At 39.7% G+C, this 25,390-nt stretch carries 22 protein-coding genes and 1 pseudogene; all 23 read left to right on the plus strand.

The window, feature by feature from the left end; translation table 11 throughout:
• The gene (gene frr / locus ACH6EI_RS03720) at positions 1–558 is read left to right on the plus strand and encodes a ribosome recycling factor (RefSeq protein WP_013058847.1); all 558 of its coding nucleotides are present in this window, start codon (positions 1–3) and stop codon (positions 556–558) included.
• Positions 559–692: 134 nt separating this feature from the next.
• On the plus strand, positions 693–1,475 hold the full coding sequence (locus tag ACH6EI_RS03725) for an undecaprenyl pyrophosphate synthase (RefSeq protein ID WP_028411408.1): 783 nt from the start codon (positions 693–695) through the stop codon (positions 1,473–1,475).
• An 18-nt stretch (positions 1,476–1,493) separates the two neighbouring features.
• The gene (locus ACH6EI_RS03730; RefSeq protein WP_028411407.1) at positions 1,494–2,285 is read left to right on the plus strand and encodes a phosphatidate cytidylyltransferase; all 792 of its coding nucleotides are present in this window, start codon (positions 1,494–1,496) and stop codon (positions 2,283–2,285) included.
• A 35-nt stretch (positions 2,286–2,320) separates the two neighbouring features.
• Positions 2,321–3,469: a 1-deoxy-D-xylulose-5-phosphate reductoisomerase gene (gene dxr, locus ACH6EI_RS03735; protein WP_028411406.1), complete on the plus strand. Its 1,149-nt coding sequence runs from the start codon at positions 2,321–2,323 to the stop codon at positions 3,467–3,469.
• A 78-nt stretch (positions 3,470–3,547) separates the two neighbouring features.
• The gene (gene rseP, locus ACH6EI_RS03740; protein WP_028411405.1) at positions 3,548–4,807 is read left to right on the plus strand and encodes an RIP metalloprotease RseP; all 1,260 of its coding nucleotides are present in this window, start codon (positions 3,548–3,550) and stop codon (positions 4,805–4,807) included.
• 104 nt (positions 4,808–4,911) lie between these two features.
• The gene (locus tag ACH6EI_RS03745) at positions 4,912–6,609 is read left to right on the plus strand and encodes a proline--tRNA ligase (RefSeq protein WP_028411404.1); all 1,698 of its coding nucleotides are present in this window, start codon (positions 4,912–4,914) and stop codon (positions 6,607–6,609) included.
• Between the two features lie 118 nt (positions 6,610–6,727).
• Positions 6,728–11,038 (plus strand): PolC-type DNA polymerase III, encoded by a 4,311-nt coding sequence (locus ACH6EI_RS03750; protein WP_028411403.1) that lies wholly within the window; start codon positions 6,728–6,730, stop codon positions 11,036–11,038.
• 364 nt (positions 11,039–11,402) lie between these two features.
• On the plus strand, positions 11,403–11,873 hold the full coding sequence (rimP, locus tag ACH6EI_RS03755) for a ribosome maturation factor RimP (protein ID WP_028411402.1): 471 nt from the start codon (positions 11,403–11,405) through the stop codon (positions 11,871–11,873).
• A gap of 37 nt (positions 11,874–11,910) precedes the next feature.
• Positions 11,911–13,023 (plus strand): transcription termination factor NusA, encoded by a 1,113-nt coding sequence (gene nusA / locus ACH6EI_RS03760; RefSeq protein ID WP_028411401.1) that lies wholly within the window; start codon positions 11,911–11,913, stop codon positions 13,021–13,023.
• Positions 13,024–13,036: 13 nt separating this feature from the next.
• Positions 13,037–13,318, plus strand: coding sequence for an RNase P modulator RnpM (gene rnpM / locus ACH6EI_RS03765; RefSeq protein ID WP_013058838.1), 282 nt, complete (start codon positions 13,037–13,039; stop codon positions 13,316–13,318).
• On the plus strand, positions 13,318–13,617 hold the full coding sequence (locus tag ACH6EI_RS03770) for a YlxQ family RNA-binding protein (protein WP_028411400.1): 300 nt from the start codon (positions 13,318–13,320) through the stop codon (positions 13,615–13,617). Before rnpM ends, ACH6EI_RS03770 begins: the two co-directional genes overlap by 1 nt.
• A gap of 22 nt (positions 13,618–13,639) precedes the next feature.
• Positions 13,640–15,508 (plus strand): annotated as a pseudogene (infB, locus tag ACH6EI_RS03775) (translation initiation factor IF-2); the annotation flags it as partial.
• Positions 15,505–15,783, plus strand: coding sequence for a DUF503 domain-containing protein (locus tag ACH6EI_RS03780; protein ID WP_013058835.1), 279 nt, complete (start codon positions 15,505–15,507; stop codon positions 15,781–15,783). The pseudogene infB and the gene ACH6EI_RS03780, both read left to right, overlap by 4 nt.
• Positions 15,784–15,797: 14 nt before the next feature.
• The gene (gene rbfA / locus ACH6EI_RS03785; RefSeq protein ID WP_013058834.1) at positions 15,798–16,163 is read left to right on the plus strand and encodes a 30S ribosome-binding factor RbfA; all 366 of its coding nucleotides are present in this window, start codon (positions 15,798–15,800) and stop codon (positions 16,161–16,163) included.
• Positions 16,164–16,255: 92 nt separating this feature from the next.
• Positions 16,256–17,173: a tRNA pseudouridine(55) synthase TruB gene (gene truB / locus ACH6EI_RS03790; RefSeq protein ID WP_028411398.1), complete on the plus strand. Its 918-nt coding sequence runs from the start codon at positions 16,256–16,258 to the stop codon at positions 17,171–17,173.
• A 28-nt stretch (positions 17,174–17,201) separates the two neighbouring features.
• Entirely contained in the window at positions 17,202–18,158 is a 957-nt protein-coding gene (gene ribF / locus ACH6EI_RS03795; protein WP_099331251.1) for a bifunctional riboflavin kinase/FAD synthetase, read from the plus strand.
• A 149-nt stretch (positions 18,159–18,307) separates the two neighbouring features.
• The gene (rpsO, locus tag ACH6EI_RS03800) at positions 18,308–18,577 is read left to right on the plus strand and encodes a 30S ribosomal protein S15 (protein ID WP_013058831.1); all 270 of its coding nucleotides are present in this window, start codon (positions 18,308–18,310) and stop codon (positions 18,575–18,577) included.
• 168 nt (positions 18,578–18,745) lie between these two features.
• Positions 18,746–20,872 carry a polyribonucleotide nucleotidyltransferase gene (gene pnp, locus ACH6EI_RS03805; RefSeq protein ID WP_014458473.1) on the plus strand — a complete coding sequence of 709 codons (2,127 nt, stop codon included), beginning with the start codon at positions 18,746–18,748 and terminating at the stop codon, positions 20,870–20,872.
• A 142-nt stretch (positions 20,873–21,014) separates the two neighbouring features.
• The gene (locus tag ACH6EI_RS03810) at positions 21,015–21,995 is read left to right on the plus strand and encodes a polysaccharide deacetylase family protein (protein ID WP_028411395.1); all 981 of its coding nucleotides are present in this window, start codon (positions 21,015–21,017) and stop codon (positions 21,993–21,995) included.
• A 28-nt stretch (positions 21,996–22,023) separates the two neighbouring features.
• Positions 22,024–23,268 carry a M16 family metallopeptidase gene (locus ACH6EI_RS03815; protein ID WP_028411394.1) on the plus strand — a complete coding sequence of 415 codons (1,245 nt, stop codon included), beginning with the start codon at positions 22,024–22,026 and terminating at the stop codon, positions 23,266–23,268.
• Positions 23,269–23,366: 98 nt separating this feature from the next.
• Positions 23,367–23,633: a YlmC/YmxH family sporulation protein gene (locus ACH6EI_RS03820; RefSeq protein ID WP_013058827.1), complete on the plus strand. Its 267-nt coding sequence runs from the start codon at positions 23,367–23,369 to the stop codon at positions 23,631–23,633.
• A 188-nt stretch (positions 23,634–23,821) separates the two neighbouring features.
• A complete protein-coding gene (gene dpaA, locus ACH6EI_RS03825) occupies positions 23,822–24,721 on the plus strand; it encodes a dipicolinic acid synthetase subunit A (protein ID WP_013058826.1) in 900 nt (299 codons plus the stop codon).
• Entirely contained in the window at positions 24,721–25,326 is a 606-nt protein-coding gene (locus ACH6EI_RS03830) for a dipicolinate synthase subunit B (protein ID WP_013058825.1), read from the plus strand. Before dpaA ends, ACH6EI_RS03830 begins: the two co-directional genes overlap by 1 nt.
• Positions 25,327–25,390 lie beyond the last annotated feature (64 nt).

The following is a 25,390-nucleotide window of genomic DNA, read 5'->3' on the forward strand; positions in this document are numbered from 1 at the left end:
ATGCCAAAACAAGTGTTGCAAAACGCAAAAGAAAGAATGGAAAAAGCAATTCAATCATTTAGCCGCGAACTAGCATCAATTCGCGCTGGACGTGCAAGCGCGTCACTTCTTGACCGCGTAACGGTAGAATACTACGGTGCACCAACACCTATTAACCAATTGGCGCAAGTAAGCGTACCGGAAGCTCGTATGCTTGTTATTCAGCCTTATGACAAATCACAAATTGGTGAAGTTGAAAAAGCTATTTTAAAATCTGATTTAGGATTAACACCTACAAGCGATGGAACTATTATCCGTTTATCGATTCCTGCTTTAACGGAAGAGCGTCGTCGTGAGTTAGTGAAAATGGTTAAAAAATATGCTGAAGAAGCAAAAGTTGCGGTTCGTAACGTACGCCGTGATGCAAACGATGATTTCAAAAAGTTAGAGAAAAAAGGTGAAATTACTGAAGACGATCTACGTGGCTACAGTGATGACATTCAAAAACTAACAGATGACCATATCGTAAAAGTGGATAAAGTGGCAAAAGATAAAGAAGAAGAAATTATGGCAGTTTAAGTCATTTCAAGGTAAAATATATTGTAAAAGACCCTCTATTGTTTACAGGGGGTTTTTTTGTTAATAATGTGTAGTAAGAAAAAACTCACATAAGCTACACGTTTATGTGAGAGCGTACAACGGGGGACCTTTGCATGTTAAGAAAATTTCAAGCATGGAAGAAAAGTCAAGATTTAAATACACTGTCTTTGTCAGAACGAAAAGATCAAGTGAAACAGCACCCTGTTCCTGAACATATTGCAATTATTATGGATGGGAACGGTCGTTGGGCGCAAAAACGAGCTCTTCCTCGCATGATGGGCCATCATGAAGGAATGAAAGTAGTACGTCATGTGACCAGACTGGCCAATGAATTAGGTGTTAAAGTATTAACTTTATATGCATTTTCCACTGAAAATTGGAAGCGCCCCAAAACTGAAGTTGAGTTTTTAATGAAACTGCCAGAGGAATTTTTAACAACCTTTTTGCCTGAGCTAATTGAAAAAAATGTGCAAGTTCGTATTATGGGAGATAAAAGTGAGCTCCCTGCCCATACGATTCGAGCCGTGGATAAGGCAATTGAAAAAACAAAGCATAACACGGGGATGATTTTAAACTTCGCGCTTAATTACGGTAGCCGTCACGAAATTGTGGGCGCTATTCGGTCATTGGCAGAAGATGTAGAACAGGGAAAAGTGGCTTCCTCTTCTATTTCAGAAAATTTATTTTCTTCCTATTTAATGAGCAAAAGCCTTCCAGATCCGGATTTGCTTATTCGCACAAGTGGTGAGCTTCGCTTAAGTAACTTTATGCTTTGGCAGCTAGCGTACACAGAGTTTTGGTTTACAAAAGTATTATGGCCAGATTTTAAAGAAAATCATTTAATCGAAGCAGTCGAGGCGTTTCAAAAGCGCGGTCGCCGCTTTGGTGGTGTATAAGAAGGTGTGGAAAACAAGATGAAACAGCGCATTATCACCGCGATTGTAGCACTTGCGGTATTTGTGCCGATTGTTTTAATTGGAGGGTTACCTTTTACCCTTATCATGTATGTGATCGGAACAGTTGGTGTAATTGAGCTTTTAAAGATGAAACATTTGAAAGCAATGTCTTTTCCAAGTATCATTAGTTTATTACTAACTTGGGTGTTTTTACTACCAAACGGAAGAGATGTTGCATTTCAATTCTTAAGTGAACATAAGATAGAAGTAGCGCTTGCTGCTGTCCTTCTTTTATTAATGTACACGGTTGTAGTTAAAAATAAATTTACCTTCGATGACGTTGGGTTTATTTTATTAACAACAGTATATGTTGGCTTTGGCTTTCATTATTTTATCGAGGTTCGTCAAGAGTTCGGGTTAGCTTATTTGTTCTTTGCTTTCCTTATTATTTGGGCGACGGATTCCGGAGCTTATTTTATTGGACGAGCAATGGGGAAACGAAAGCTATGGCCGGAAATCAGTCCCAATAAAACAATTGAAGGTTTTGTTGGTGGCGTCGTATGCGCTATTATAGTAGCCGTTGTATTTAAGCTGTTAGCAAATATTGATCAAACTATGATCGAGCTACTTGTAATTGGTATTATCGTATCGTTATTTGGACAGATGGGTGATCTTGTACAATCAGCGTTCAAACGTCACTATGGCGTAAAAGATTCAGGGAAAATTTTACCGGGTCATGGTGGGATTTTAGACCGTTTTGACAGTTTAATGTTCATCATGCCAATTTTAGCTTTTTTATTATCTCTATAAAAAAGATGTCTTTGTTTTAATAGGAGTGAATATACTTGAAGAAAATTTCCTTGTTAGGAGCTACAGGTTCAATCGGTACTCAAACCGTTGATATTGTTCGAGCGCATCCTGAGCATTTTGAGCTCTCAGCAATCTCTGTAGGTCGAAATATTAACGAAGCAAGAAAGATTATTCAGCAGTGTAAGCCAGCCCTTGTTTCTGTAATGAAGAAAGAAGATTGTCTGTCACTGCAAGCAGAATTCCCTTCTATTCGATTTGTTTATGGAGAAGAAGGACTTGTGGAAGTAGCAACTGATCCTTCTACAGAAGTGTTGGTAAACGCTGTTCTTGGAAGTGTAGGGTTGACTCCTACGCTAGAAGCAATCAAAATGAGAAAAACAATTGCTATTGCAAATAAGGAGACACTTGTTACCGCTGGTCACCTTGTCATGGAAGCAGCCAAGGAATATGGCGCTGATATTTTACCGGTAGACAGTGAGCATTCAGCTATTTTTCAAAGTTTGCAAGGGCAAGATCAAAAAGCAATAGACCGTTTAATTTTAACGGCTTCTGGAGGGAGCTTTCGAGATAAGACGAGAGCAGAACTACAGGGAGTAACGGTTGAAGATGCGTTAAATCATCCAAACTGGTCAATGGGAGCTAAAATTACAATTGATTCGGCAACGATGATGAATAAGGGACTAGAAGTGATTGAAGCACATTGGCTTTTTGATCTTCCCTATGAGAAAATTGATGTATTGTTACATAAGGAAAGCATCATTCATTCTATGGTAGAGTATTCTGATACAAGCGTTATTGCTCAGCTTGGAACGCCCGATATGCGCGTGCCAATTCAATACGCGTTAACGTATCCAAGACGCATGTCTTTGCCTGACACCAAGCGTTTAAGTTTGGCGGATATTGGTCAGCTTCACTTCGCTAAAATGGATGAAGAGCGTTTTCGCTGTTTAGCTTTTGCATTTGAGGCTGGCAAAGCGGGTGGAACACTTCCGACTGTTTTAAATGCAGCTAATGAAGAAGCTGTTCAAGCCTTTCTAGATGGTCACATTACATTTTTACAAATTGAAGATGTGATTGAAAAAGCAATGAATGAACATACTGTAATACAGAAACCTTGTTTATCTACTATTAAAGAAGTAGATTTAGAAGCAAGAGAGTTTGTTAGATCCGCCATCTCTCGATAATGTGCGTGCGAGAGAAGCCACTCCCTTATTTTTGGTGGGTGGAGGTTTGACTCTATTACATGAAGGGGGTAATACCCATTGAACACAGTCATTGCGTTTGTCGTCATTTTTGGAGCTCTTGTATTCTTTCATGAGCTTGGTCATTTAGTTTTTGCAAAGCGTGCAGGCATCTTATGCCGTGAGTTTGCCATTGGGTTTGGTCCCAAAATCTTTTCATTTAAACGAGATGAAACAGTTTATACCATTCGCTTACTGCCTCTAGGTGGATTTGTTCGAATGGCTGGAGAAGATCCGGAAATGATTGAAGTTAAGCCTGGTCAAATGGTGGGCCTCATGTTTGATAAGGAAGGCAAAGTAAATAAAGTCATTATTAATAACAAGGAACAGCATCCAAATGCAAAAGTTATTGAGGTAGAGCAAGCAGACTTAGAGCATAATCTATTTATTTCAGGTTATGAAGAAGGTGAAGATGAACATCTGCAAAAATTCGAGGTAGCAGAAGAATCTTACTTTGTTATGGACGGAGAAGACATTCAAATTGCACCTTACAGCCGTCAGTTTGCTTCCAAAACTCTTGGTCAGCGTGCGCTAGCCATTTTCGCTGGTCCACTAATGAACTTTATATTAGCCTTTGTTATTTTTATAGTTCTTGGGATTTCTCAAGGATATGTTGTTGACAAACCTGTGATGGGCAAATTAACATCAGATGGAGTAGCCGTTGATGCGGGACTTAAACAAGGAGATAAAGTTCAAGCAATTGATGGACAAAGTGTTTCAACGTGGGATGATGTCGTAAAAGTAATTCAAAAACATCCTGAACAGCAAATTACATTCACGGTTCAGCGCGGCGGCAAAACCCTAGATATTCCAATTACACCTGAAAGCCGCAAGGTTGGGGAACAGACAATTGGATTAATTGGCGTATATGCACCGGTTGAAAAGTCATTCATTGGTTCGATCACGCACGGAGCTACTGAAACATATACGTGGATGAAAGAAATCTTAACGGGCCTTGGGAAGCTTGTGACAGGACAGTTCAAACTGGATATGCTTTCTGGTCCTGTAGGTATTTACGCAGCAACCGATCAAGTAGCACAGTCAGGCATTTATTACCTAATGAAATGGGCAGCCGTTTTAAGTATTAACTTAGGGATTGTCAATTTGCTTCCACTTCCTGCTTTAGATGGAGGACGACTATTATTCTTCGCTGTAGAAGGAATTCGCGGTAAGCCAATTGATCGTCAAAAAGAAGGGATTGTTCATTTTATCGGTTTTGCTTTATTAATGCTGCTGATGCTCGTTGTAACGTGGAACGATATTCAAAAGTTCTTTTTATAAGACATACGCTCAGCGAGGGATATTCCCTCGCTGATTATATGAAAATTGCGGCATGGTCCGCCTTAAAAAATAAGATAGAGAAGTAAGCAAAGAGGTGCGAGGTTATGAGACAAAGTTCTACATTGATTCCTACATTAAGAGAAGTGCCAGCTGATGCGGATATAAAAAGCCATCAGCTTCTATTGCGCGCAGGTTATATGCGCCAAAATGCAAGCGGCGTGTACAGCTTTTTACCGCTTGGTAAGCGTGTATTGCAAAAAGTTGAACAAATTGTTCGTGAAGAGATGGACCGTGCAGGTTCTGTCGAATTATTGATGCCTGCTTTACAACAAGCTGAATTGTGGCAAGAGTCTGGCCGCTGGTATTCATATGGGCCTGAGTTAATGCGTATGAAAGATCGTCACGGCCGTGAATTTGCTTTGGGAGCGACACACGAAGAAGTTATCACAAGCTTGCTTCGTGACGAAGTGAAGTCATACAAACGTTTACCGCTAAATTTATATCAAATTCAAACGAAGTTCCGCGATGAAAAACGTCCACGCTTTGGCTTATTACGCGGTCGTGAATTTATTATGAAAGATGCATATTCGTTTCATGCTTCTCAAGAAAGTTTAGATGAAGTGTATGATAAAATGTTTGCTGCCTACAGCCGCATCTTTGAGCGCTGCGGATTAAATTTCCGTGCGGTTATCGCTGATTCAGGTGCAATGGGCGGAAAAGATACGCATGAATTTATGGTTCTTTCTGAAATCGGGGAAGACACAATTGCTTATTCAGATACATCTTCTTATGCAGCAAATGTTGAAATGGCACCGGTTGTAAATACGTATGAAAAATCAGATGAAGCTGAAAAAGAATTAACAAAAGTGGAAACACCAAATCAGCATAGCATTGAAGACGTAGCTGCTTTCTTAAATGTTGAAGCGACTTCTTGTATCAAGTCCCTTTTATTTAAAGTAGATGATCGTTTTGTGCTTGTACTTGTTCGCGGGGATCACGAAGTAAACGATATTAAAGTGAAAAACTATTTTGAAGCTTCCGTCGTTGAACTGGCAACTCCAGAAGAAACAAAAGAAGCATTAAAATGCGCAGTTGGTTCAGTAGGACCGATTGGTGTAAGTGATTCAGTAGAAGTGGTAGCTGATCATGCGGTAAAAGCAATCGTTAACGGTGTATGCGGAGCAAATGAAGAAGGTTATCACTATACAAATGTGAATGAACGTAACTTTAATGCAACTTACGAAGATTTCCGCTTCATCCAAGAAGGAGATCAGTCACCGGATGGACAAGGTGTTATTAAGTTCGCTAAAGGTATTGAAGTCGGACATGTCTTTAAGCTAGGAACTCGCTACAGTGAAGCGATGGGAGCAACGTATCTAGATGAGAACGGACGCAGCCAGCCAATGATTATGGGTTGCTATGGTATCGGTGTTTCTCGTACAGTAGCTGCGATTGCAGAACAATTCAATGATGAAAACGGTCTTCTATGGCCAGAGGCTGTTACGCCTTATCAAGTGCACGTTATTCCAGTTAACGTGAAAAATGATGAACAGCGTGAACTAGGTGAGAAATTATATAATGAGTTATTAGATAATCGCTTTGAAGTGCTGTTAGATGACCGCCAAGAGCGTGCAGGAGTAAAATTTGCAGATTCAGATCTAATTGGTCTTCCTGTTCGAGTAACAGTTGGTAAACGTGCATCTGAAGGAATTGTAGAAGTAAAAGTACGGAAAACTGGGGAGTCACTAGAAGTGTCAGTTGACAATCTTGTTTCAACAGTGAAAGAACTGCTAGCGAAGTAATGAAGCAGCGGGGATTTGTATCCCTGCTGTTTTTATGTTTATAAACAGAACATATGACAGAATAGAAGTCATTTATGTTAAAATAGATTGCACTCATTTATAAAAGGAGGCAGAAAACTTGGAAGCACAAACGCTAGGAAAAAAAGAGCGTTTTAAGTTGCTGCTGCAGCAGTTAGAGCTGACGAGTGATCAAATTGTTCCTTATTTTGAAAACGCAGCGATTGAAAAGCTCGTCATTCAGAAAGAACAAAAAAAATGGCATTTTCATTTTTCTTTAGAAGGGTTATTACCTTTTGAGATCTATGAGTTATTCCATGCTCGCATGTCTTCAGCTTTTTCTCATATTGCGAGTGTTTCTTTTTCTATTCAAACCGTTAATAAAGAATGTACGGAAGAGCATGTACAGTCATATTGGAAGCATTGTATTGGAGAAATGCAGGGAATATCCCCGCTTTTACAGTCGCTTTTACAAGATCAAATGCCGAGATTGAACGGTGCCAAATTGATTGTGAACGCACGACATGATGCAGAAGGAACGGCTTTACGTAAAAAGTACAGTCAGTTAATTGCTGATCAGTATGCGTCCTATGGCTTTCCGAACCTTCAGCTAATGACGGAAGTTGTACATTCAGAAGAAGCATTTCAGCAGTTTGTAGAGCAACGAAAACAAGAAGATACAGAAAAAGTATTACAAGCCATCACAGAAATGCAAAATAAAGAAAATGAAAAAAGTGATGGACCAGACCTACCAAAAGGTCCGCTTACAATTGGATATACGATTAAAGACGAGACGGTTCGCCTAGACTCCATTGTGGATGAAGAAAAGCGAATTGCCGTTGAAGGATACGTATTTGATGCAGAAACTAGAGAATTACGAAGCGGACGTACGCTTCTTATTTTTAAAGTGACAGATTATACAAACTCTATTATGGTTAAAATGTTTTCACGTGACAAAGAAGATATTCCTTTACTTCAAGCGATTAAAAAAGGAATGTGGGTAAAGGTTCGCGGAAGTGTACAAAATGATACATTTGTCCGTGATTTAGTTATGATTGGAAATGATGTCAACGAGATTACCGGTCCTGCTAGACAAGATACAGCGCCTGAAGATGAAAAGCGTGTGGAGCTTCACTTGCATACGCCAATGAGTCAAATGGATGCCGTTTCATCTGTTGGAGCTTTAGTCGGACAAGCTAAAAAATGGGGACATCCGGCTGTAGCGATAACTGATCATGCGGTTGCACAGTCGTTTCCTGAAGCATATGGAGCCGGGAAAAAGAACGGCATTAAAATACTGTACGGAGTGGAAGTTAATTTAGTAGACGACGGCGTGCCGATTGCCTATAATCCGAAGCATGTGGATTTGACAGAAGCAACTTACGTAGTATTTGACGTCGAAACAACCGGTTTGTCAGCCGTATACGATACCATTATTGAACTTGCTGCCGTGAAGATGAAAGAAGGAGAAATCATTGATCGATTTGAACGGTTTGCAAATCCTCATCATCCTCTGTCTGCAACAACAATTGAGCTGACGGGTATTACAGATGATATGGTCCAAAATGCGCCTGAAATCTCAGAAGTACTTCGTGATTTTCACGAGTGGATGGGTGACAGTATTTTAGTCGCTCATAATGCAAGCTTTGATATGGGATTTTTAAATATGGGACTGCAAAAAATCGGTTTAGAAAAAGCAGCTAACGGCGTTATTGATACGCTTGAACTCGGAAGATTTTTGTATCCGCATATGAAAAACCATCGTTTGAATACACTTGCTAAAAAGTTTGATATTGAACTTGTGCAGCATCACCGCGCGATTTATGATGCGGAAACAACTGGCTATTTGTTAAATAAAATGCTGAAAGATGCATTTGAACGGGAAATTACAATGCATGATCGCTTAAATGATTATATGGGAGAAGGGAATGCCTATCAGCGGGCCCGTCCTTATCATGCGACTCTTTTAGCACAAACCGACGTAGGATTAAAAAATCTATTTAAACTTGTTTCGATTTCTCATTTAAATTACTTTTATCGAGTTCCGCGAATTCCAAGATCTCAGCTTGACAAATATCGAGAAGGCATCTTGATTGGAACCGCATGTGACCGAGGCGAAGTATTCGAAGGCATGATGCAAAAAGGAATTGATGAAGTAGAAGGAGTAGCTGAATTTTATGATTACATCGAAGTACAGCCTCCTGACAACTACAAGCACTTAATTGAACTAGATTTAGTGCGAGATGAGAAAGCCTTAAAAGATATTATTAGCAATATTGTGAAGCTTGGTGAAAAGATTGGAAAGCCGGTTGTAGCAACAGGAAATGTTCACTATCTCAATCCGGAAGACAAAATTTACCGAAAAATTTTAATTGGTTCACAAGGCGGGGCTAATCCTTTAAACCGTCATCAGCTGCCGGATGTTCACTTTAGATCAACGGATGAGATGCTGAATTGTTTTTCATTTTTAGATGGGGACAAAGCGAAAGAAATTGTTGTTCATAATACGCAAAAAATAGCCGATATGATCGATGATATTAAACCAATTAAAGATGATTTATATACGCCGAAAATTGAAGGTGCGGACGAAGAAATGCGTGAAATGAGCTATGCGATGGCACGCAGCATCTACGGTGAAGAGCTGCCTGAAGTAGTAGAAGCTCGTCTAGAGAAAGAGTTGAAAAGTATTATCGGCCACGGGTTTGCCGTTATTTACTTGATCTCGCATAAACTCGTTAAAAAATCATTAAATGATGGTTACTTAGTTGGTTCACGTGGTTCCGTAGGGTCTTCATTTGTTGCGACGATGACGGAAATTACAGAAGTAAACCCACTGCCGCCGCATTATGTGTGTCCAAAATGTAAGAAATCCGAGTTTTTTAATGACGGTTCCGTAGGTTCTGGATTCGATCTGCCGGACAAAAGCTGCGACGATTGTGGCGTACCGTTTATTAAAGATGGACACGATATTCCGTTTGAAACGTTCTTAGGATTCAAGGGAGACAAGGTTCCCGATATCGATTTGAACTTCTCCGGAGAGTATCAGCCACGAGCTCATAACTATACAAAAGTACTGTTTGGAGAAGATAATGTATACCGTGCGGGAACAATCGGTACAGTTGCCGAAAAAACAGCTTATGGCTATGTAAAAGGCTATGCTGGTGACCGCGATTTACATTTACGAAACGCAGAAGTGGATCGTTTAGTAGCAGGATGTACGGGCGTAAAACGTACAACTGGTCAGCATCCAGGAGGAATTATTGTTGTACCGGACTATATGGATATTTTCGATTTTTCACCCATCCAGTTTCCAGCTGACGACCGTAATTCCGAATGGAGAACAACTCATTTTGACTTCCATTCGATTCATGATAATTTATTAAAACTTGATATACTCGGACACGATGATCCGACCGTGATTCGCATGCTTCAAGATTTAAGTGGAATTGATCCAAAAACAATTCCGACGGATGATCCTGAAGTGATGAAAATTTTTAGTGGAACGGAATCACTTGGCGTAACAGAAGAACAAATTATGTGTAAAACAGGAACGCTTGGCATACCTGAATTTGGAACGCGCTTTGTGCGTCAAATGTTAGAAGATACGAAGCCAACGACGTTTTCAGAACTTGTTCAAATCTCGGGACTGTCGCACGGGACGGACGTATGGCTTGGTAATGCGCAGGAGCTAATTCGCAATGATATTTGCAACTTAAGTGAAGTAATCGGCTGTCGTGATGACATCATGGTTTATCTAATTTATCAAGGTCTTGAACCTTCACTTGCTTTTAAAATTATGGAGTCTGTGCGTAAAGGGAAAGGGCTAACACCTGAATTTGAAGAAGAAATGATCAAAAATGGTGTTCCGGACTGGTATATTGATTCTTGTAAAAAGATTAAGTACATGTTCCCTAAAGCCCATGCGGCTGCTTATGTATTGATGGCCGTGCGTATTGCTTATTTCAAAGTGCACCACGCGCTTCTTTATTACGCAGCATACTTTACGGTTCGTGCAGATGACTTTGATATTGATACGATGATTAAAGGATCAACTGCCATTCGAGCGAAGATGGAAGAAATCAATGCCAAAGGTTTAGATGCATCTCCTAAAGAGAAAAACTTATTAACGGTGCTTGAGCTTTCTTTGGAAATGTGCGAACGAGGCTATTCATTTAAAAAAGTAGATTTATATGAATCGAGCGCAGACGAATTTTTAATTGACGGCACATCTTTAATTCCACCGTTTAATGCCATTCCTGGTCTTGGCACAAATGCAGCGCTGAACATTGTAAAAGCTCGTGAAACGGGAGAGTTTTTATCGAAAGAAGACTTGCAGCAGCGAGGCAAAGTATCGAAGACGATTTTAGAGTATCTAGACAACCATGGATGCCTTGAATCATTACCTGATCAGAACCAGCTTTCTCTTTTCTAACATTTGCATAAAATAAGCGGTTATGATATAGTAATTGTGGAAATGCTAAGGATACGGACGAGAAAGAGTGGGGAAACCCGCTCTTTCTTATTGATATGAACTTACTGTCATAGTAAGTAGTATGGAGAACGAATCGGCTTCTAGCATGATTCGTTTTTTCTGTAGATTTTCAATCACCATGATTGATTTATTATGTGACGTTTAAAATCCTGCAACACAAATGACAACATTTCCACTCTAGTAGGTTAGACCTCTTATAGAGTGCAAAATAAAAATAGCAAATAAACCACTCTTTTTTGATATAAGAGACATAAAAAACGCGTAACCTAAACATACCATGCAATGTCTCGAAGGGAGGATTAGAATGAGTAAAAATGTAAAACAAACAGTGGAAGAAATGGTTTCCCCTATCTTAGAGGAAATGAATTTAGAGCTTGTTGAAATTGAATACGTAAAAGAAGGAAAAGATTGGTTTTTACGTGTGTTTATCGACTCTGATACCGGCGTGGATATCGAAGACTGCGGAGCAGTAAGTGAAAAATTGAGTGAGAAAATGGATGCAGTAGATCCAATCCCTCATAACTATTTTTTAGAAGTATCATCGCCTGGTGCGGAACGCCCATTAAAAAAAGATAAAGATTTTGAACGTGCAATTGGTAAGCATGTATACATAAAAACATATGAACCAATTGAAGGTGCAAAAGAATTTGAAGGCGAATTACAATCATTTGACGGAGAAACTGTCACATTATCTATTCGTATCAAAACACGCACAAAAACGGTGATTTTACCATATGACAAAGTCGCTTTTGCTCGATTAGCGATTGTATTTTAATGTGTAGGGGCCAATATTAAAGGGGGATTATCCAACGATGAGCAGTGAGTTATTTGATGCCTTAGTCATTCTTGAAAAAGAGAAAGGCATTAGCAAAGATGTAATTATTGAAGCAATTGAAGCAGCGCTAATTTCTGCTTACAAACGCAACTTTAACCAAGCGCAAAACGTACGCGTTGATTTAAATTTAGAAAGAGGTTCAATGCGCGTGTTTGCTCGCAAAGATGTGGTTGATGAAGTATATGATCCACGTCTAGAAATTTCGGTTGAAGAAGCACAAACAATCAACCCTAACTTCCAGCTAGACGATGTGGTTGAAATCGAAGTAACGCCAAAAGACTTTGGACGCATCGCGGCTCAAACAGCAAAACAAGTTGTTACACAGCGTGTTCGTGAGGCGGAGCGCGGCGTTATCTACTCAGAGTTCAGCGATCGTGAAGAAGATATTATGACAGGTATTGTTCAGCGTCAAGATTCTCGCTTCATTTACGTGAGCCTTGGCAAAATTGAAGCATTGCTTCCTCAAAGCGAGCAAATGCCAAATGAGCAGTATAAACCTCATGATCGTATTAAAGTGTATATTACGAAAGTAGAAAAAACAACAAAAGGACCACAAATCTATGTTTCACGTACGCATCCAGGTCTTTTAAAACGTCTTTTCGAAAAAGAAGTTCCGGAAATCTATGACGGTACAGTTGAATTAAAATCAGTAGCTCGCGAAGCTGGAGACCGTTCAAAAATCTCTGTTCATTCTGAGTATGCTGAAGTAGATCCGGTCGGCTCTTGTGTTGGTCCAAAAGGTCAGCGCGTACAGGCTGTTGTGAATGAACTAAAAGGTGAAAAAATTGACATCGTTCGCTGGTCAAATGACCCAGTTGAATTTGTTGCCAATGCCCTAAGTCCATCTAAGGTAGTAGATGTGATTGTAGATGAAAATGAAAAAGCAACAACTGTTATCGTTCCTGACTATCAGCTGTCACTTGCAATTGGTAAGCGTGGACAAAATGCACGTCTAGCCGCTAAGCTGACAGGCTGGAAAATTGATATTAAAAGTCAATCAGAAGCTGAGCAAGAAGGTATGGTTGTAAAAAGCAGCGATGATATGCTAGTAAGTCAACATGCATTTGATTCAGATGAAGATATGGAATAAGAGGTGAGCCAAGGTGAACAATCGTAAAAAAGTCCCGATGCGAAAATGTGTGGCCACTGGAGAAATGAAGCCTAAAAAAGAGCTAGTACGCGTTGTACGTTCAAAAGAAGGCGACGTTTCAGTTGATGTAACGGGTAAAAAGTCCGGGCGCGGAGCTTATGTAAGCAAGGATAAAGAAGCAATTTTATTGGCAAAAAAGAAAAATGTGCTTTCGACACATTTAGGCGCGTCAATAGATGAAGCGGTTTATGAAGAGTTGCTAGCGCTTGTAGAAAAGGAGAAACAGTCACGCTAATGAATGAACAGTGGATCTCTTTTTTAGGGCTTGCAAACCGTGCACGCAAATTGATTTCTGGAGAAGAACTTGTGGTTAGAGAAGTTCGGAAACAAAAAGCAAAGTTAGTACTTTTAGCAAGCGATGCGTCTGAAAACACAAAGAAAAAAGTAACGGATAAATGTTCTTACTACAACGTTTCGGTTAGAATGGTTCCCGATCGCTACACGCTAGGTCAAGCGATTGGTAAAGATGCTCGAGTTGTGGTAGCCGTTATGGACGAGGGATTTGCTAAAAAGCTAGCAACGATGCTCGGTTAATTTTATGGGGGTGAAAGTATTGAATAAAAATACAAAATCAACAGCTAACAAAGGAAACAATAAAGGTAACAAAAAGCCACAGGCACAAAAGTCACAGGCACCAAAAGGTAGACCAGCTCCAGCAGCTGCAAAAGAGTTACCGGAAAAAGTAACGTTTGTCGGAAGCTTAACGGTTTCTGAGTTAGCAAAAGAATTAGGCAAAGAGCCTTCTGAAATTATTAAAAAATTATTTATGCTTGGTGTAATGGCAACAATTAACCAAGAGTTAGATAAAGATTCTATCGAACTAATTGCCGGAGAATACGGTGTAGAAGTTGAAGAAGAAGTAGTAGTAGATGACACTGCTTTTGAATCATTAGAAATTATTGACGACGAAAAAGACCTTCAAGTGCGTCCTCCAGTTGTTACAATCATGGGTCACGTTGACCACGGTAAAACGACGCTTCTTGACTCTATCCGTAACACAAAAGTAACGGCTGCAGAAGCAGGCGGTATCACGCAGCATATCGGTGCTTATCAAGTTGTGGTTGATGAAAAGAAAATTACATTCCTTGATACACCAGGGCATGCTGCATTTACAACAATGCGTGCTCGCGGTGCGCAAGTAACGGATATTACAATCCTTGTTGTTGCAGCAGACGATGGTGTAATGCCTCAAACAATTGAAGCGATTAACCATGCAAAAGCGGCAGAAGTGCCAATTATTGTTGCGGTTAACAAAATGGATAAAGAAGCAGCAAATCCAGATCGCGTTATGCAAGAACTAATGGAGCACGGCCTTGTAGCTGAAGAGTGGGGCGGAGAAACAATCTTCTGTAAGCTTTCAGCCATTTCAGGTGAAGGGATCGATCAATTACTTGAAATGATTTTACTTGTAAGTGAAGTAGAGGAGTTAAAAGCAAATCCTAACCGTCGTGCAGCAGGTACAGTTGTAGAAGCACAGCTAGATAAAGGCCGTGGGTCTGTAGCAACGCTTCTTGTTCAAACTGGTACACTACGCGTAGGTGATCCAATCGTAGTCGGAAATACGTTTGGCCGCGTTCGTGCAATGGTAAATGATATCGGCCGCCGTGTGAAGGAAGTAGGACCATCTACTCCGGTTGAGATTACTGGCTTAAACGAAGTTCCATTAGCTGGAGATCGTTTCTTAGTATTTGAAGATGAGAAAACAGCTCGTCAAATCGGAGAAGCTCGTGCTCAAAAGCAGCTTGAACAACAGCGCGGTGAAAAATCTCGCGTAAGCTTAGATGATTTATTTGAAAAAATTAAACAAGGTGAAATGAAAGACTTAAACCTTATCGTAAAAGCAGACGTACAAGGTTCTGTAGAAGCATTGGCTGCTGCTCTTCAAAAGATTGATGTAGAGGGTGTAAATGTTCGTATTATCCATACGGGTGTAGGCGCAATTACAGAATCTGATATCATTCTTGCAACTGCTTCTAACGCAATCGTTATCGGCTTTAACGTGCGTCCAGATGCTGGAGCAAAACGTACAGCTGACGTAGAAAACGTAGATATTCGTCTTCACCGCATTATTTATAAAGTAATTGAAGAAATTGAATCTGCGATGAAAGGAATGCTTGACCCTGAGTTTGCTGAAAAAATCATCGGTCAAGTGGAAGTACGTCAAACATTCAAAGTATCAAAAGTTGGTACAATCGCAGGAAGTTACGTAACAGACGGTAAAATTACGCGTAACAGTGGAATTCGTTTAATCCGTGACGGAATTGTTATCTTTGAAGGTGAAGTAGATGTGCTAAAACGCTTTAAAGACGATGCAAAAGAAGTCGCTCAAGGATATGAGTGTGGTATTACAATTAAAAACTTCAATGATATTAAAGAAGGAGATATTATTGAAGCATATGTAATGGAGCAAATTGATCCTAAATGATTGGACTAGTGGAGTGTGAATGCTTAATTTACGATGCTGCTTCTCTTAAAGAAAAACGTGCCGTGCTTCAGCGCATCTTGATGCGCTTGAAGCAGCGGTTTAACGTATCGGTTTCAGAAACTGATTTTCAAGATGTGTGGCAACGAACAAAAATTAGCATTGTCGCAGTCTCATCTAGCCGTGTCACAACGGAACAAGAACTGCAAAAAGCGCTAAGCTTGATTGATTCTTTTCCAGAGATTGAACGTACCATTACAACTTTTGATTGGTTATAAAAGGGGTGACACAGATGAACATAAGAGCAACTAGAGTCGGAGAACAAATGAAAAAAGAGATGGGCGAGATTTTAAATCGTAAAATCAAGGATCCGCGCATCGGTTTTGTGACTGTAACAGATGTTCAAGTATCAGGCGATTTACAGCAAGCGAAAGTTTATATCTCTGTTTTAGGAGATGCTGAACAGCGTGAGAATACGTTAAAAGGCCTTGCGAAAGCAAAGGGATTTATCCGCTCAGAAATCGGTCAGCGCATTCGCTTACGTAAAACACCTGAAATTACGTTTGAGTTTGATGAATCAATTGATTATGGTAATCGAATTGAATCATTGCTTCATGAAATAAAAAAAGAAAGCGATGACCATCAAGAGAACGAATAAGATCAGTGAATGTAGAAACAAAAAAGGGTGTCTCAAAAGTGGTTTTTGCTTCTGAGACACCCTTTTTTAAATGAAAAGGAGATGAAGAATGAGTGGACGGTGTTTTAGTTTTACATAAACCAGCTGGCCTGACTTCGCACGACTGTGTGTTTAAAGTCCGAAAGCTGCTTCGCACTAAAAAGGTAGGGCATACAGGCACATTAGACCCAGACGTTACAGGGGTATTGCCTATTTGTATCGGTAGAGCTACCAAGATTGTAGAATATCTAACAGGAGCTACTAAAACCTATGAAGGGGAAGTTACACTCGGGTTTTCTACAACAACAGAAGATTCTTCCGGAGAGGTTGTAGAAGAAAAGAAAGTAGCGGATTCTTTTTCACGTGCTCAAATCGAAGAAGTGCTGTCTTCGATGACAGGAGAACTTCAGCAAGTCCCTCCAATGTATTCAGCGGTAAAGGTCAAAGGTAAAAAACTATATGAATATGCAAGGCAAGGAATCGAAGTAGAGCGCCCAGTTAGAACCATTCATATCTATAACTTTGAACTGCTGGATGATCGCGCTACATTTGAGGGAGAACAAATTTCCTTCAAATTCCGCGTAACGTGCAGCAAAGGTACATATGTGCGAACGCTTGCTGTGATGATTGGAGAAGCTCTTGGCTATCCATCTCATATGTCGTATTTGCAGCGAACGGGTTCCGGGCAGTTTTCACTCAAAGATTGTGTGACATTTGAAGATATTGAACGGGCGGTAGAAGAAGAAACGATCAATGAGAAACTACATTCGATCGAAGAAGCTCTTAATCATTTGCCGAAACTTCAAATTAGTGATACATTAGCAGAGAAAGTGAAAAATGGCGCGGTATTGCCGTGTACGGAAGATGAAGAGTTAAAAAAAGAACCCTTCTTTTTAATGATAAATTCTGCAGGCAAGTGCTTAGCAATTTATGCTCAGCACCCAACAAAAAAACATTTAATGAAGCCGGTTAAAGTGTTGGCAATCGACTAGACCGGTTAGGGAAAAGGTGAACTGTGTTTTGGAAACGATTGAAATTCGACATCCACACCACTTTCAACGAGAAGCTGTTCAACAATCAGTGTTAGCGCTTGGTTATTTTGATGGTGTGCATTTAGGGCATCAGCAAGTGATAAATTCAGCAAAACAGTTAGCCGATGAAAAAGGCATAGCTAGTGCTGTGATGACGTTTACTCCTCACCCTTCTGTGGTGCTCGGGCGCAATGTGCAGCACATTGATATGATCACACCGCTTCAAGAAAAAAAGAAACTCATTGAGGAAATGGGAATTGACTTTTTATATATCGTTCATTTTGATAAACAGTTTGCAGCACTATTGCCTCAAGAGTTTGTTGATCAGTATATTATTGGACTGAATGTACAGCATGTGGTAGCTGGATTTGACTATACGTATGGAAAGTTAGGTAAAGGAACAATGGAAATACTACCATTTCATTCTCGATCAAAATTCACGCAAACAACAATTGATAAGTTAACAAATGGCGAAGAAAAAATTAGTTCAACGCTTATTCGCGAAAGTTTAGCAAATGGAGATATACATCGAGTAAAAGAGCTGCTTGGCCGCTATTATGAAGTGTCAGGTACAGTGACTCATGGAGAAAAGCGAGGCAGGCAAATAGGTTTTCCTACTGCTAACATCGCTTTAGACGATGAGTATTTACTTCCACGCATCGGCGTGTATGCTGTTGAGCTTCAGCTTCACGGTAAGTGGTATGCAGGAGTGTGCAACGTGGGCTACAAGCCGACTTTTCACGATAATTTAGAAAAGCCAACAATCGAAGTCCACTTATTATCATTTGACGAGCAAATCTACGATCAGCACGTAACGGTGAAATGGCACCGAATGATTCGCTCAGAAAAAAAGTTCAGCGGCATCGAAGAGCTTGTCGGTCAGATCTCAAAGGACAAGGAAGAAGCCCTTGCTTATTTTGAAGGAATTCAAAAAAACAAGAAATAAAAAAATATATATAAATAGCTGCTACGACTTGCTTTTTGTTCTAATAAGTAGTAACATAACACTTGTATGTAAAACAACCATTGCTTGGCATTACGATTCACCAACGTTTTGCTCGGTAACTGGGGTTTAATAATAAGGAGGTGAATAGGATGGCTATCACACAAGAGCGTAAAAATGAAATCATTAGTGAGTACAAAACTCATGCGAACGACACTGGTTCTCCAGAAGTTCAAATCGCTGTCCTAACAGAGCAAATTAACAATCTAAACGGTCACTTACGTACTCATAAAAAGGATCACCATTCACGTCGTGGTCTTTTAAAAATGGTAGGTCGACGTCGTAACTTACTTAACTACCTACGTAACAAAGACGTTACTCGTTATCGTGAGTTAATCAACAAACTTGGTTTACGTCGATAATAAGAAGAAAGCGGGAGCATTCCCGCTTTTTTAGTATGTACATTTAAGAAACATTAAAGATGCTACATAATGTGAAAAAAGCTATTGTTTTTGGATATTTCGTTTATAATAAAACTATCACATTTGATTACATACATATTTTATATGTAGAGAGGGGTACTCGTCGATATGGAACAAGAAAAACGAGTGTTCTCTGTAGATCTAGCTGGACGAAAGCTAGAAGTTGAAGTTGGCCAGTTGGCAAAACAAGCAAATGGCGCAGCATTAATCCGCTATGGAGACACAGTTGTATTAAGTACAGCAACGGCTTCAAAAGAGCCTAAAAATGTAGATTTCTTCCCGTTAACAGTAAACTATGAAGAGCGTTTATATGCAGTCGGTAAAATCCCAGGTGGATTCATTAAGCGTGAAGGCAGACCAAGTGAAAAAGCAATCTTGGCTAGCCGTTTAATCGACCGTCCGATTCGTCCTTTATTCGCAGATGGTTTCCGAAACGAAGTTCAAGTTGTCAGCGTTGTAATGAGCGTAGACCAAAACTGTTCTTCAGAAATCGCAGCAATGTTTGGTTCTTCATTAGCATTATCAGTATCTGATATTCCATTTGAAGGTCCTATTGCAGGCGTAATCGTAGGCCGTGTAGACAATGAATTTGTTGTAAACCCAACGGTAGATGAGCTTGAAAAAAGCGATATTCATCTGACGGTTGCTGGTACAAAAGACGCGATCAACATGGTTGAAGCAGGCGCTGATGAAGTGCCGGAAGAAGTAATGTTAGAAGCAATTATGTTTGGACACGAGCAAATTAAAAAATTAATTGCGTTCCAAGAAGAAATTGTAGCAGCAGTAGGCAAAGAAAAAGTTGAAGTTGAGCTTTATACTGTTGATGCTGACCTTGAGCGTCAAGTTCGCGAAATTGCAGAAGGTGACATGAATCGTGCTGTTCAAGTTCAAGAAAAGCATGCGCGCGAAAATGCGATTAAAGAAGTGAAAAGCGCTGTAGCTGCAAAATTTGAAGAGCAAGATGTAGAAGAAGAAGTACTAAATCAAGTGAATGAAATTTTGTCGAAGCTTGTTAAAAGTGAAGTGCGTCGCTTGATCACAGAAGAAAAAGTACGTCCTGATGGCCGTAGTATTGACGAAATTCGTCCACTTTCTTCTGAAACAAACTTGCTTCCACGTACACACGGATCTGGATTATTTACGCGTGGACAAACTCAAGCGCTTAGCATCTGTACATTAGGTGCACTTGGCGATGTGCAAATTTTAGATGGTTTAAGTGTAGAAGAATCTAAACGCTTCATGCATCACTATAACTTCCCTTCATTTAGTGTTGGTGAAACTAGACCGATGCGCGGACCGGGTCGTCGTGAAATTGGACATGGTGCGCTAGGTGAACGTGCACTTGAACCGGTTATTCCAAATGAAAAAGATTTCCCTTATACAATTCGTCTTGTATCTGAAGTATTAGAGTCAAACGGTTCTACTTCACAAGCAAGTATTTGTGCAAGCACGCTTGCAATGATGGATGCTGGGGTTCCAATTAAAGCACCTGTAGCAGGGATTGCAATGGGTCTGATCAAATCAGGTGAACACTACTCGATTCTAACGGACATTCAAGGAATGGAAGATCACCTAGGAGACATGGACTTTAAAGTAGCAGGTACCGAAAATGGCGTAACTGCGCTTCAAATGGATATTAAAATTGACGGGTTATCTCGTGAAATTTTAGACGAAGCCCTTCAACAAGCGAAAAAAGGCCGTATGCAAATCTTAAATCATATGATGTCAACGATTGCTACGCCTCGTCAAGAGCTTTCTCAATATGCGCCTAAGATCCTTACAATGGCGATTAACCCTGATAAAATTCGTGATGTTATTGGACCAAGCGGCAAGCAAATCAATAAAATCATCGAAGAAACAGGCGTTAAAATTGATATCGAACAAGATGGTACAATCTTCATTTCTTCTATTGATCAGCCGATGAATGAAAAAGCGAAGAAAATCATTGAAGATCTTGTACGCGAAGTTGAAGTCGGCCAAATGTACTTAGGAAAAGTAAAACGAATTGAAAAATTCGGTGCATTTGTAGAAATCTTCAGCGGAAAAGATGGGCTTGTTCATATTTCAGAGCTTGCAGAAGAGCGTATTGGAAAAGTAGAAGACGTTGTAGCGATTGGTGACGAGCTTTTAGTTAAAGTCATGGAAATTGATAAACAAGGTCGCGTTAACTTATCTCGTAAAGCAATTTTAAAAGAACAAAAAGAAAAAGAAGAAAAAGCAAAAGAAACAAAATAATCTTCTTTTACTACTATATAGATATTGTGAAATCGTCCATACATGAAGAAAATCCATGTGTAGGGCGATTTTATCGTTTGTAGATGTTTGTTCTACCTTGTCCTCTTTATACATATTTTAAATGGTAAAGGGGGAAGGATAAGTGAAGAGAACCATTGTGCAATTTACAGCATTTCTATTTTTACTGGCAATTACATATAAATCTATTTATAATCCTTTTGCTGAAGCATATATAGAAGCACTTAAATCCGATGTACAACTTGTATCAGCTCAGCATAATGCGTTATATCAAAAGATTGAAGAAAAAGCAAAAGATTATGAAAAGCCAGCGGCGAATGCACGAATCGATCCTGTTTGGAAACGGGTTCCTGGCTATAACGGCATAAAAGTTGATCTTGCTGCTTCTTATAAAAATATGAAACCTGCGGGTAAATTTGATGAAAAAAAATTAGTGTACAAACAGGTTAGACCAAAGGTTCACTTGAAGGATTTACCACAGGAACCTATCTACCGTGGACACGATGAAAAGCCTATGGTATCGTTTACAGTGAACGTAGCATGGGGGAACGAGTATTTGCCTAAAATGTTAGAAGTGCTGAAAAAGCACCATGCTAAAGCAACCTTCTTTTTAGAAGGAAAATGGGTTAAAAATAATCCAGATATGGCAAAAATGATTGTAGACGCAGGGCATGAAGTGGGAAACCACTCTTATTCTCATCCTGATATGGCCACTTTATCGGCTAGTCAAATCAATCAGCAGCTTAAAAAAACGAATGATATTATTACATCTACTACGGGACAAAAAGTAAAATGGTTTGCTCCGCCAAGCGGCAGTTTTCGCCCCGAAGTAGTAACGCTTGCTTCTCAGTTAAAAATGAGTACAATCATGTGGACAGTTGATACAATCGATTGGCAAAAGCCAAGTTCAGAAGTGTTAATTAATCGAGTAATGAAAAAGATTCATCCAGGGGCTATTGTACTGATGCACCCGACTGAATCAACGGCTGAATCGCTTGACCAATTGTTAACCGATATTGAACGCAAAGGCCTGAAAGTTAGCGATGTGTCAACAATGCTAGATGAAGAAAGAATGATGAAAATACCTTCTTCTACTAAGAAGTAAGTGAGATAAGCAAAAGGGAGGCACTAGCTTGATAAAACGATATACGTGCAAAAATGGTGTAAGAATTGTATTGGAAAATATCCCAACTGTTCGATCTGTGGCCATTGGGGTATGGATCGGAACGGGTTCTCGAAGTGAACACCCTGAAATTAATGGTGTATCACATTTTCTTGAACATATGTTTTTTAAAGGAACAAAAACAAGATCTGCTCGTGAAATTGCAGAAAGCTTCGACCGCATTGGGGGACAAGTAAATGCATTCACTTCTAAAGAATACACGTGCTACTATGCAAAAGTATTAGACGAACACGCAGATCAAGCGCTAGATGTGCTGGCGGATATGTTCTTTAATTCTTCATTTGATGAAGAGGAATTAGCTCGTGAAAAAAATGTTGTATATGAAGAAATTAAAATGTATGAAGATACACCTGATGATATTGTACACGATCTATTAGGAAAAGCCGTATATGGCAATCATCCATTAGGCTATCCAATTTTAGGGACGGAAGATACGTTAAAAACATTTAACGGTGATTCGCTTCGTCAGTATATGGAGCAAATGTATATTCCTGAAAACATCGTTATTTCAGTAGCTGGAAACATTGATGAGAGTTTTATTCAACAGGTGGAAAACTATTTTGGTACATATACGTCAAGTCATTCCGCTCATCAATATGTTCAGCCAGAGTTCCATACAAATCATATTGCGCGCAAAAAAGAGACAGAACAAGCTCATCTTTGCCTTGGCTTTAAAGGTTTGCCAATCGGCGGAGAAGATGTATATAGCTTAATTGTATTAAACAACGTGCTTGGTGGAAGTATGAGCAGTCGTTTGTTCCAAGAAGTCCGTGAACAGCGCGGCTTGGCTTACTCTGTTTTCTCTTATCATTCTTCTTATCGAGACAGCGGTCTTGTAACGATTTATGGGGGAACTGGAAGCCATCAGCTCGACGTATTATATGATACGGTTCAAGAAACGCTTTATGATTTGAAAGACAAAGGTATTACGGATAAAGAACTTGCTAACAGCAAAGAGCAGCTGAAAGGAAACTTAATGCTGAGTCTTGAAAGTACAAATAGCCGTATGAGCAGAAACGGAAAAAATGAGTTAATGCTGGGCTATCACCGTTCATTAGATGAGATTTTAGACCTTGTTAATGCCGTGACTAAAGATAGTGTAAATGGTCTTGCACGAGATATTTTCAAAGACGAATTTGCGCTTTCATTAATAAGCCCGAGTGGAGATTTACCTAAGGGTTTTAAAGGAAATTAAACCATAAAAGTAAGGTTGGCTAAAATAATTGAGCCAGCCTTATTTTTATGTCATTTTTTGTATGGTTGTTCAATAAATTAGATGAAAGGAGGGATTTCATGAGATTAAGTGAGCTGAGTGGAAAAGAAATTGTAGATGTTAAGCGAGCAGAGCGTTTGGGTATTTTAGGGCAAACAGATCTTGAAATTAATGAACATACGGGACAAATTAATGCGCTTATTATTCCATCTGTGAAGTGGTTTGGATTTCGAAAACAAGGAGATGAAGTGCGAGTGCCGTGGGGGAATATCGAAAAAATTGGTACGGATATGGTGATTGTAAATGTTCATCAGCTAGAAGACATAAATAATGAGTCAACAAAATAACAAACGAGATGCTTCCTGCATCTCGTTTCTTTTATTTTCAGGGATAAAGATTCACCGATTCCTGTGTGTTTACATAGTATGTTGAAGAAAAGCAATAGGCATTCTAGGGCGTAATGATAGCACTTTACATCTCGATGGTTTAAGCGAAGGATACATCTATTTAATGTTAAAGAAGGTGAAAATGAAACATGTTAACGGATTTGCACATAGCTGTAATTGGCGGTGATGCTAGGCAGCTTGAAGTCATTCGAAAATTAATTCAATTAGATGCAAAAACCTCTCTTATTGGTTTTGATCAGCTAGATCATGGTTTTACAGGTGCGACGAAATATCAGATAGAGGAGCTGGATTTTTCAGATGTTGACGCCATCATCCTTCCAGTGCCTGGAACAAATCACGAAGGGCAAGTAGATACTATTTTTTCAAATGAAAAAGTAGTATTGACTGAAGAAATACTTAAAAAAACGCCTGAGCACTGCATTATTTATTCTGGTATTAGCAATGGGTATTTAAACGAATTAGTCAAAACGACAAACCGTAAACTCGTTCAGCTATTTGAGCGTGATGATGTAGCAATTTATAACTCTATTCCTACTGTTGAAGGTACCATCATGCTTGTTATTCAACATACGGATTTTACCATTCACGGTTCAAATATTTCTGTCCTAGGTTTAGGAAGAGTAGGGATGAGCGTGGCGAGGTCCTTTGCTGCACTTGGTGCCAATGTAAAAGTAGGAGCTAGAAAATCTGAACATTTAGCACGTATTGCTGAAATGGGTTTACAGCCTTTCTATCTTTCTGAACTCGATAAAGAAATTGCTGATAGTGATATATGTATTAACACCATTCCATACCCCATCTTAACGGCTAAGACATTATCTAATGTCCCGACCCACGCGCTCATTATTGATTTAGCTTCAAAGCCTGGAGGAACCGATTTCCGCTATGCAGAAAAACGAGGAATTAAAGCTATTTTAGCACCTGGTCTTCCAGGGATTGTGGCTCCAAAAACAGCAGGTCAGATTGTCGCTAATGTATTAGTGAATTTATTAAAAGACGCTGCGGATGCGAGAGAGGAGAAAAAATAATGTCATTAAAAGGTAAAAGAATAGGATTCGGCTTGACCGGATCTCACTGTACGTATGATGCGGTTATGCCAGAAATTGAAAAGCTTGTTAATTTGGGAGCAGAAGTGTTACCGGTTGTTTCTTACACTGTACAATCCACAAATACTCGTTTTGGAGATGGAGAAGACTGGGTGAAGAAAATTGAGGAATTAACAGGTCACGCCGTCATCAATACAATTGTAAAAGCAGAGCCTCTAGGACCAAAGATTCCGCTTGATTGTATGGTAGTTGCCCCAATCACTGGGAATACGATGAGTAAGTTTGCGAATGCAATGACTGAATCTCCGGTACTCATGGCAGCTAAAGCAACGCTTCGTAATAATAAGCCAGTGGTACTGGGAATTTCGACTAATGACGCACTAGGGCTAAATGGTGTAAACTTAATGAGGCTAATGGCGACTAAAAATATTTATTTTATTCCATTTGGTCAAGATGACCCGGTGCTTAAACCAAATTCAATGGTAGCGCGTATGACGATGTTATCAGACACGGTGTACGCAGCGCTTGAAGATAAACAGATTCAGCCTGTTATTGTCGAAAGGTTCCGCGACGGTCAAGAGTCATAGGACATATATGCCTCTTGCTGTTGTATGAATCTGTTCAATACTGCGGCTGTAAGAGAACTCTCAA

The sequence above is a fragment of the Priestia sp. JSM ZJ58 genome, assembly GCF_044383985.1.
Classification (GTDB): domain Bacteria; phylum Bacillota; class Bacilli; order Bacillales; family Bacillaceae_H; genus Priestia; species Priestia zanthoxyli.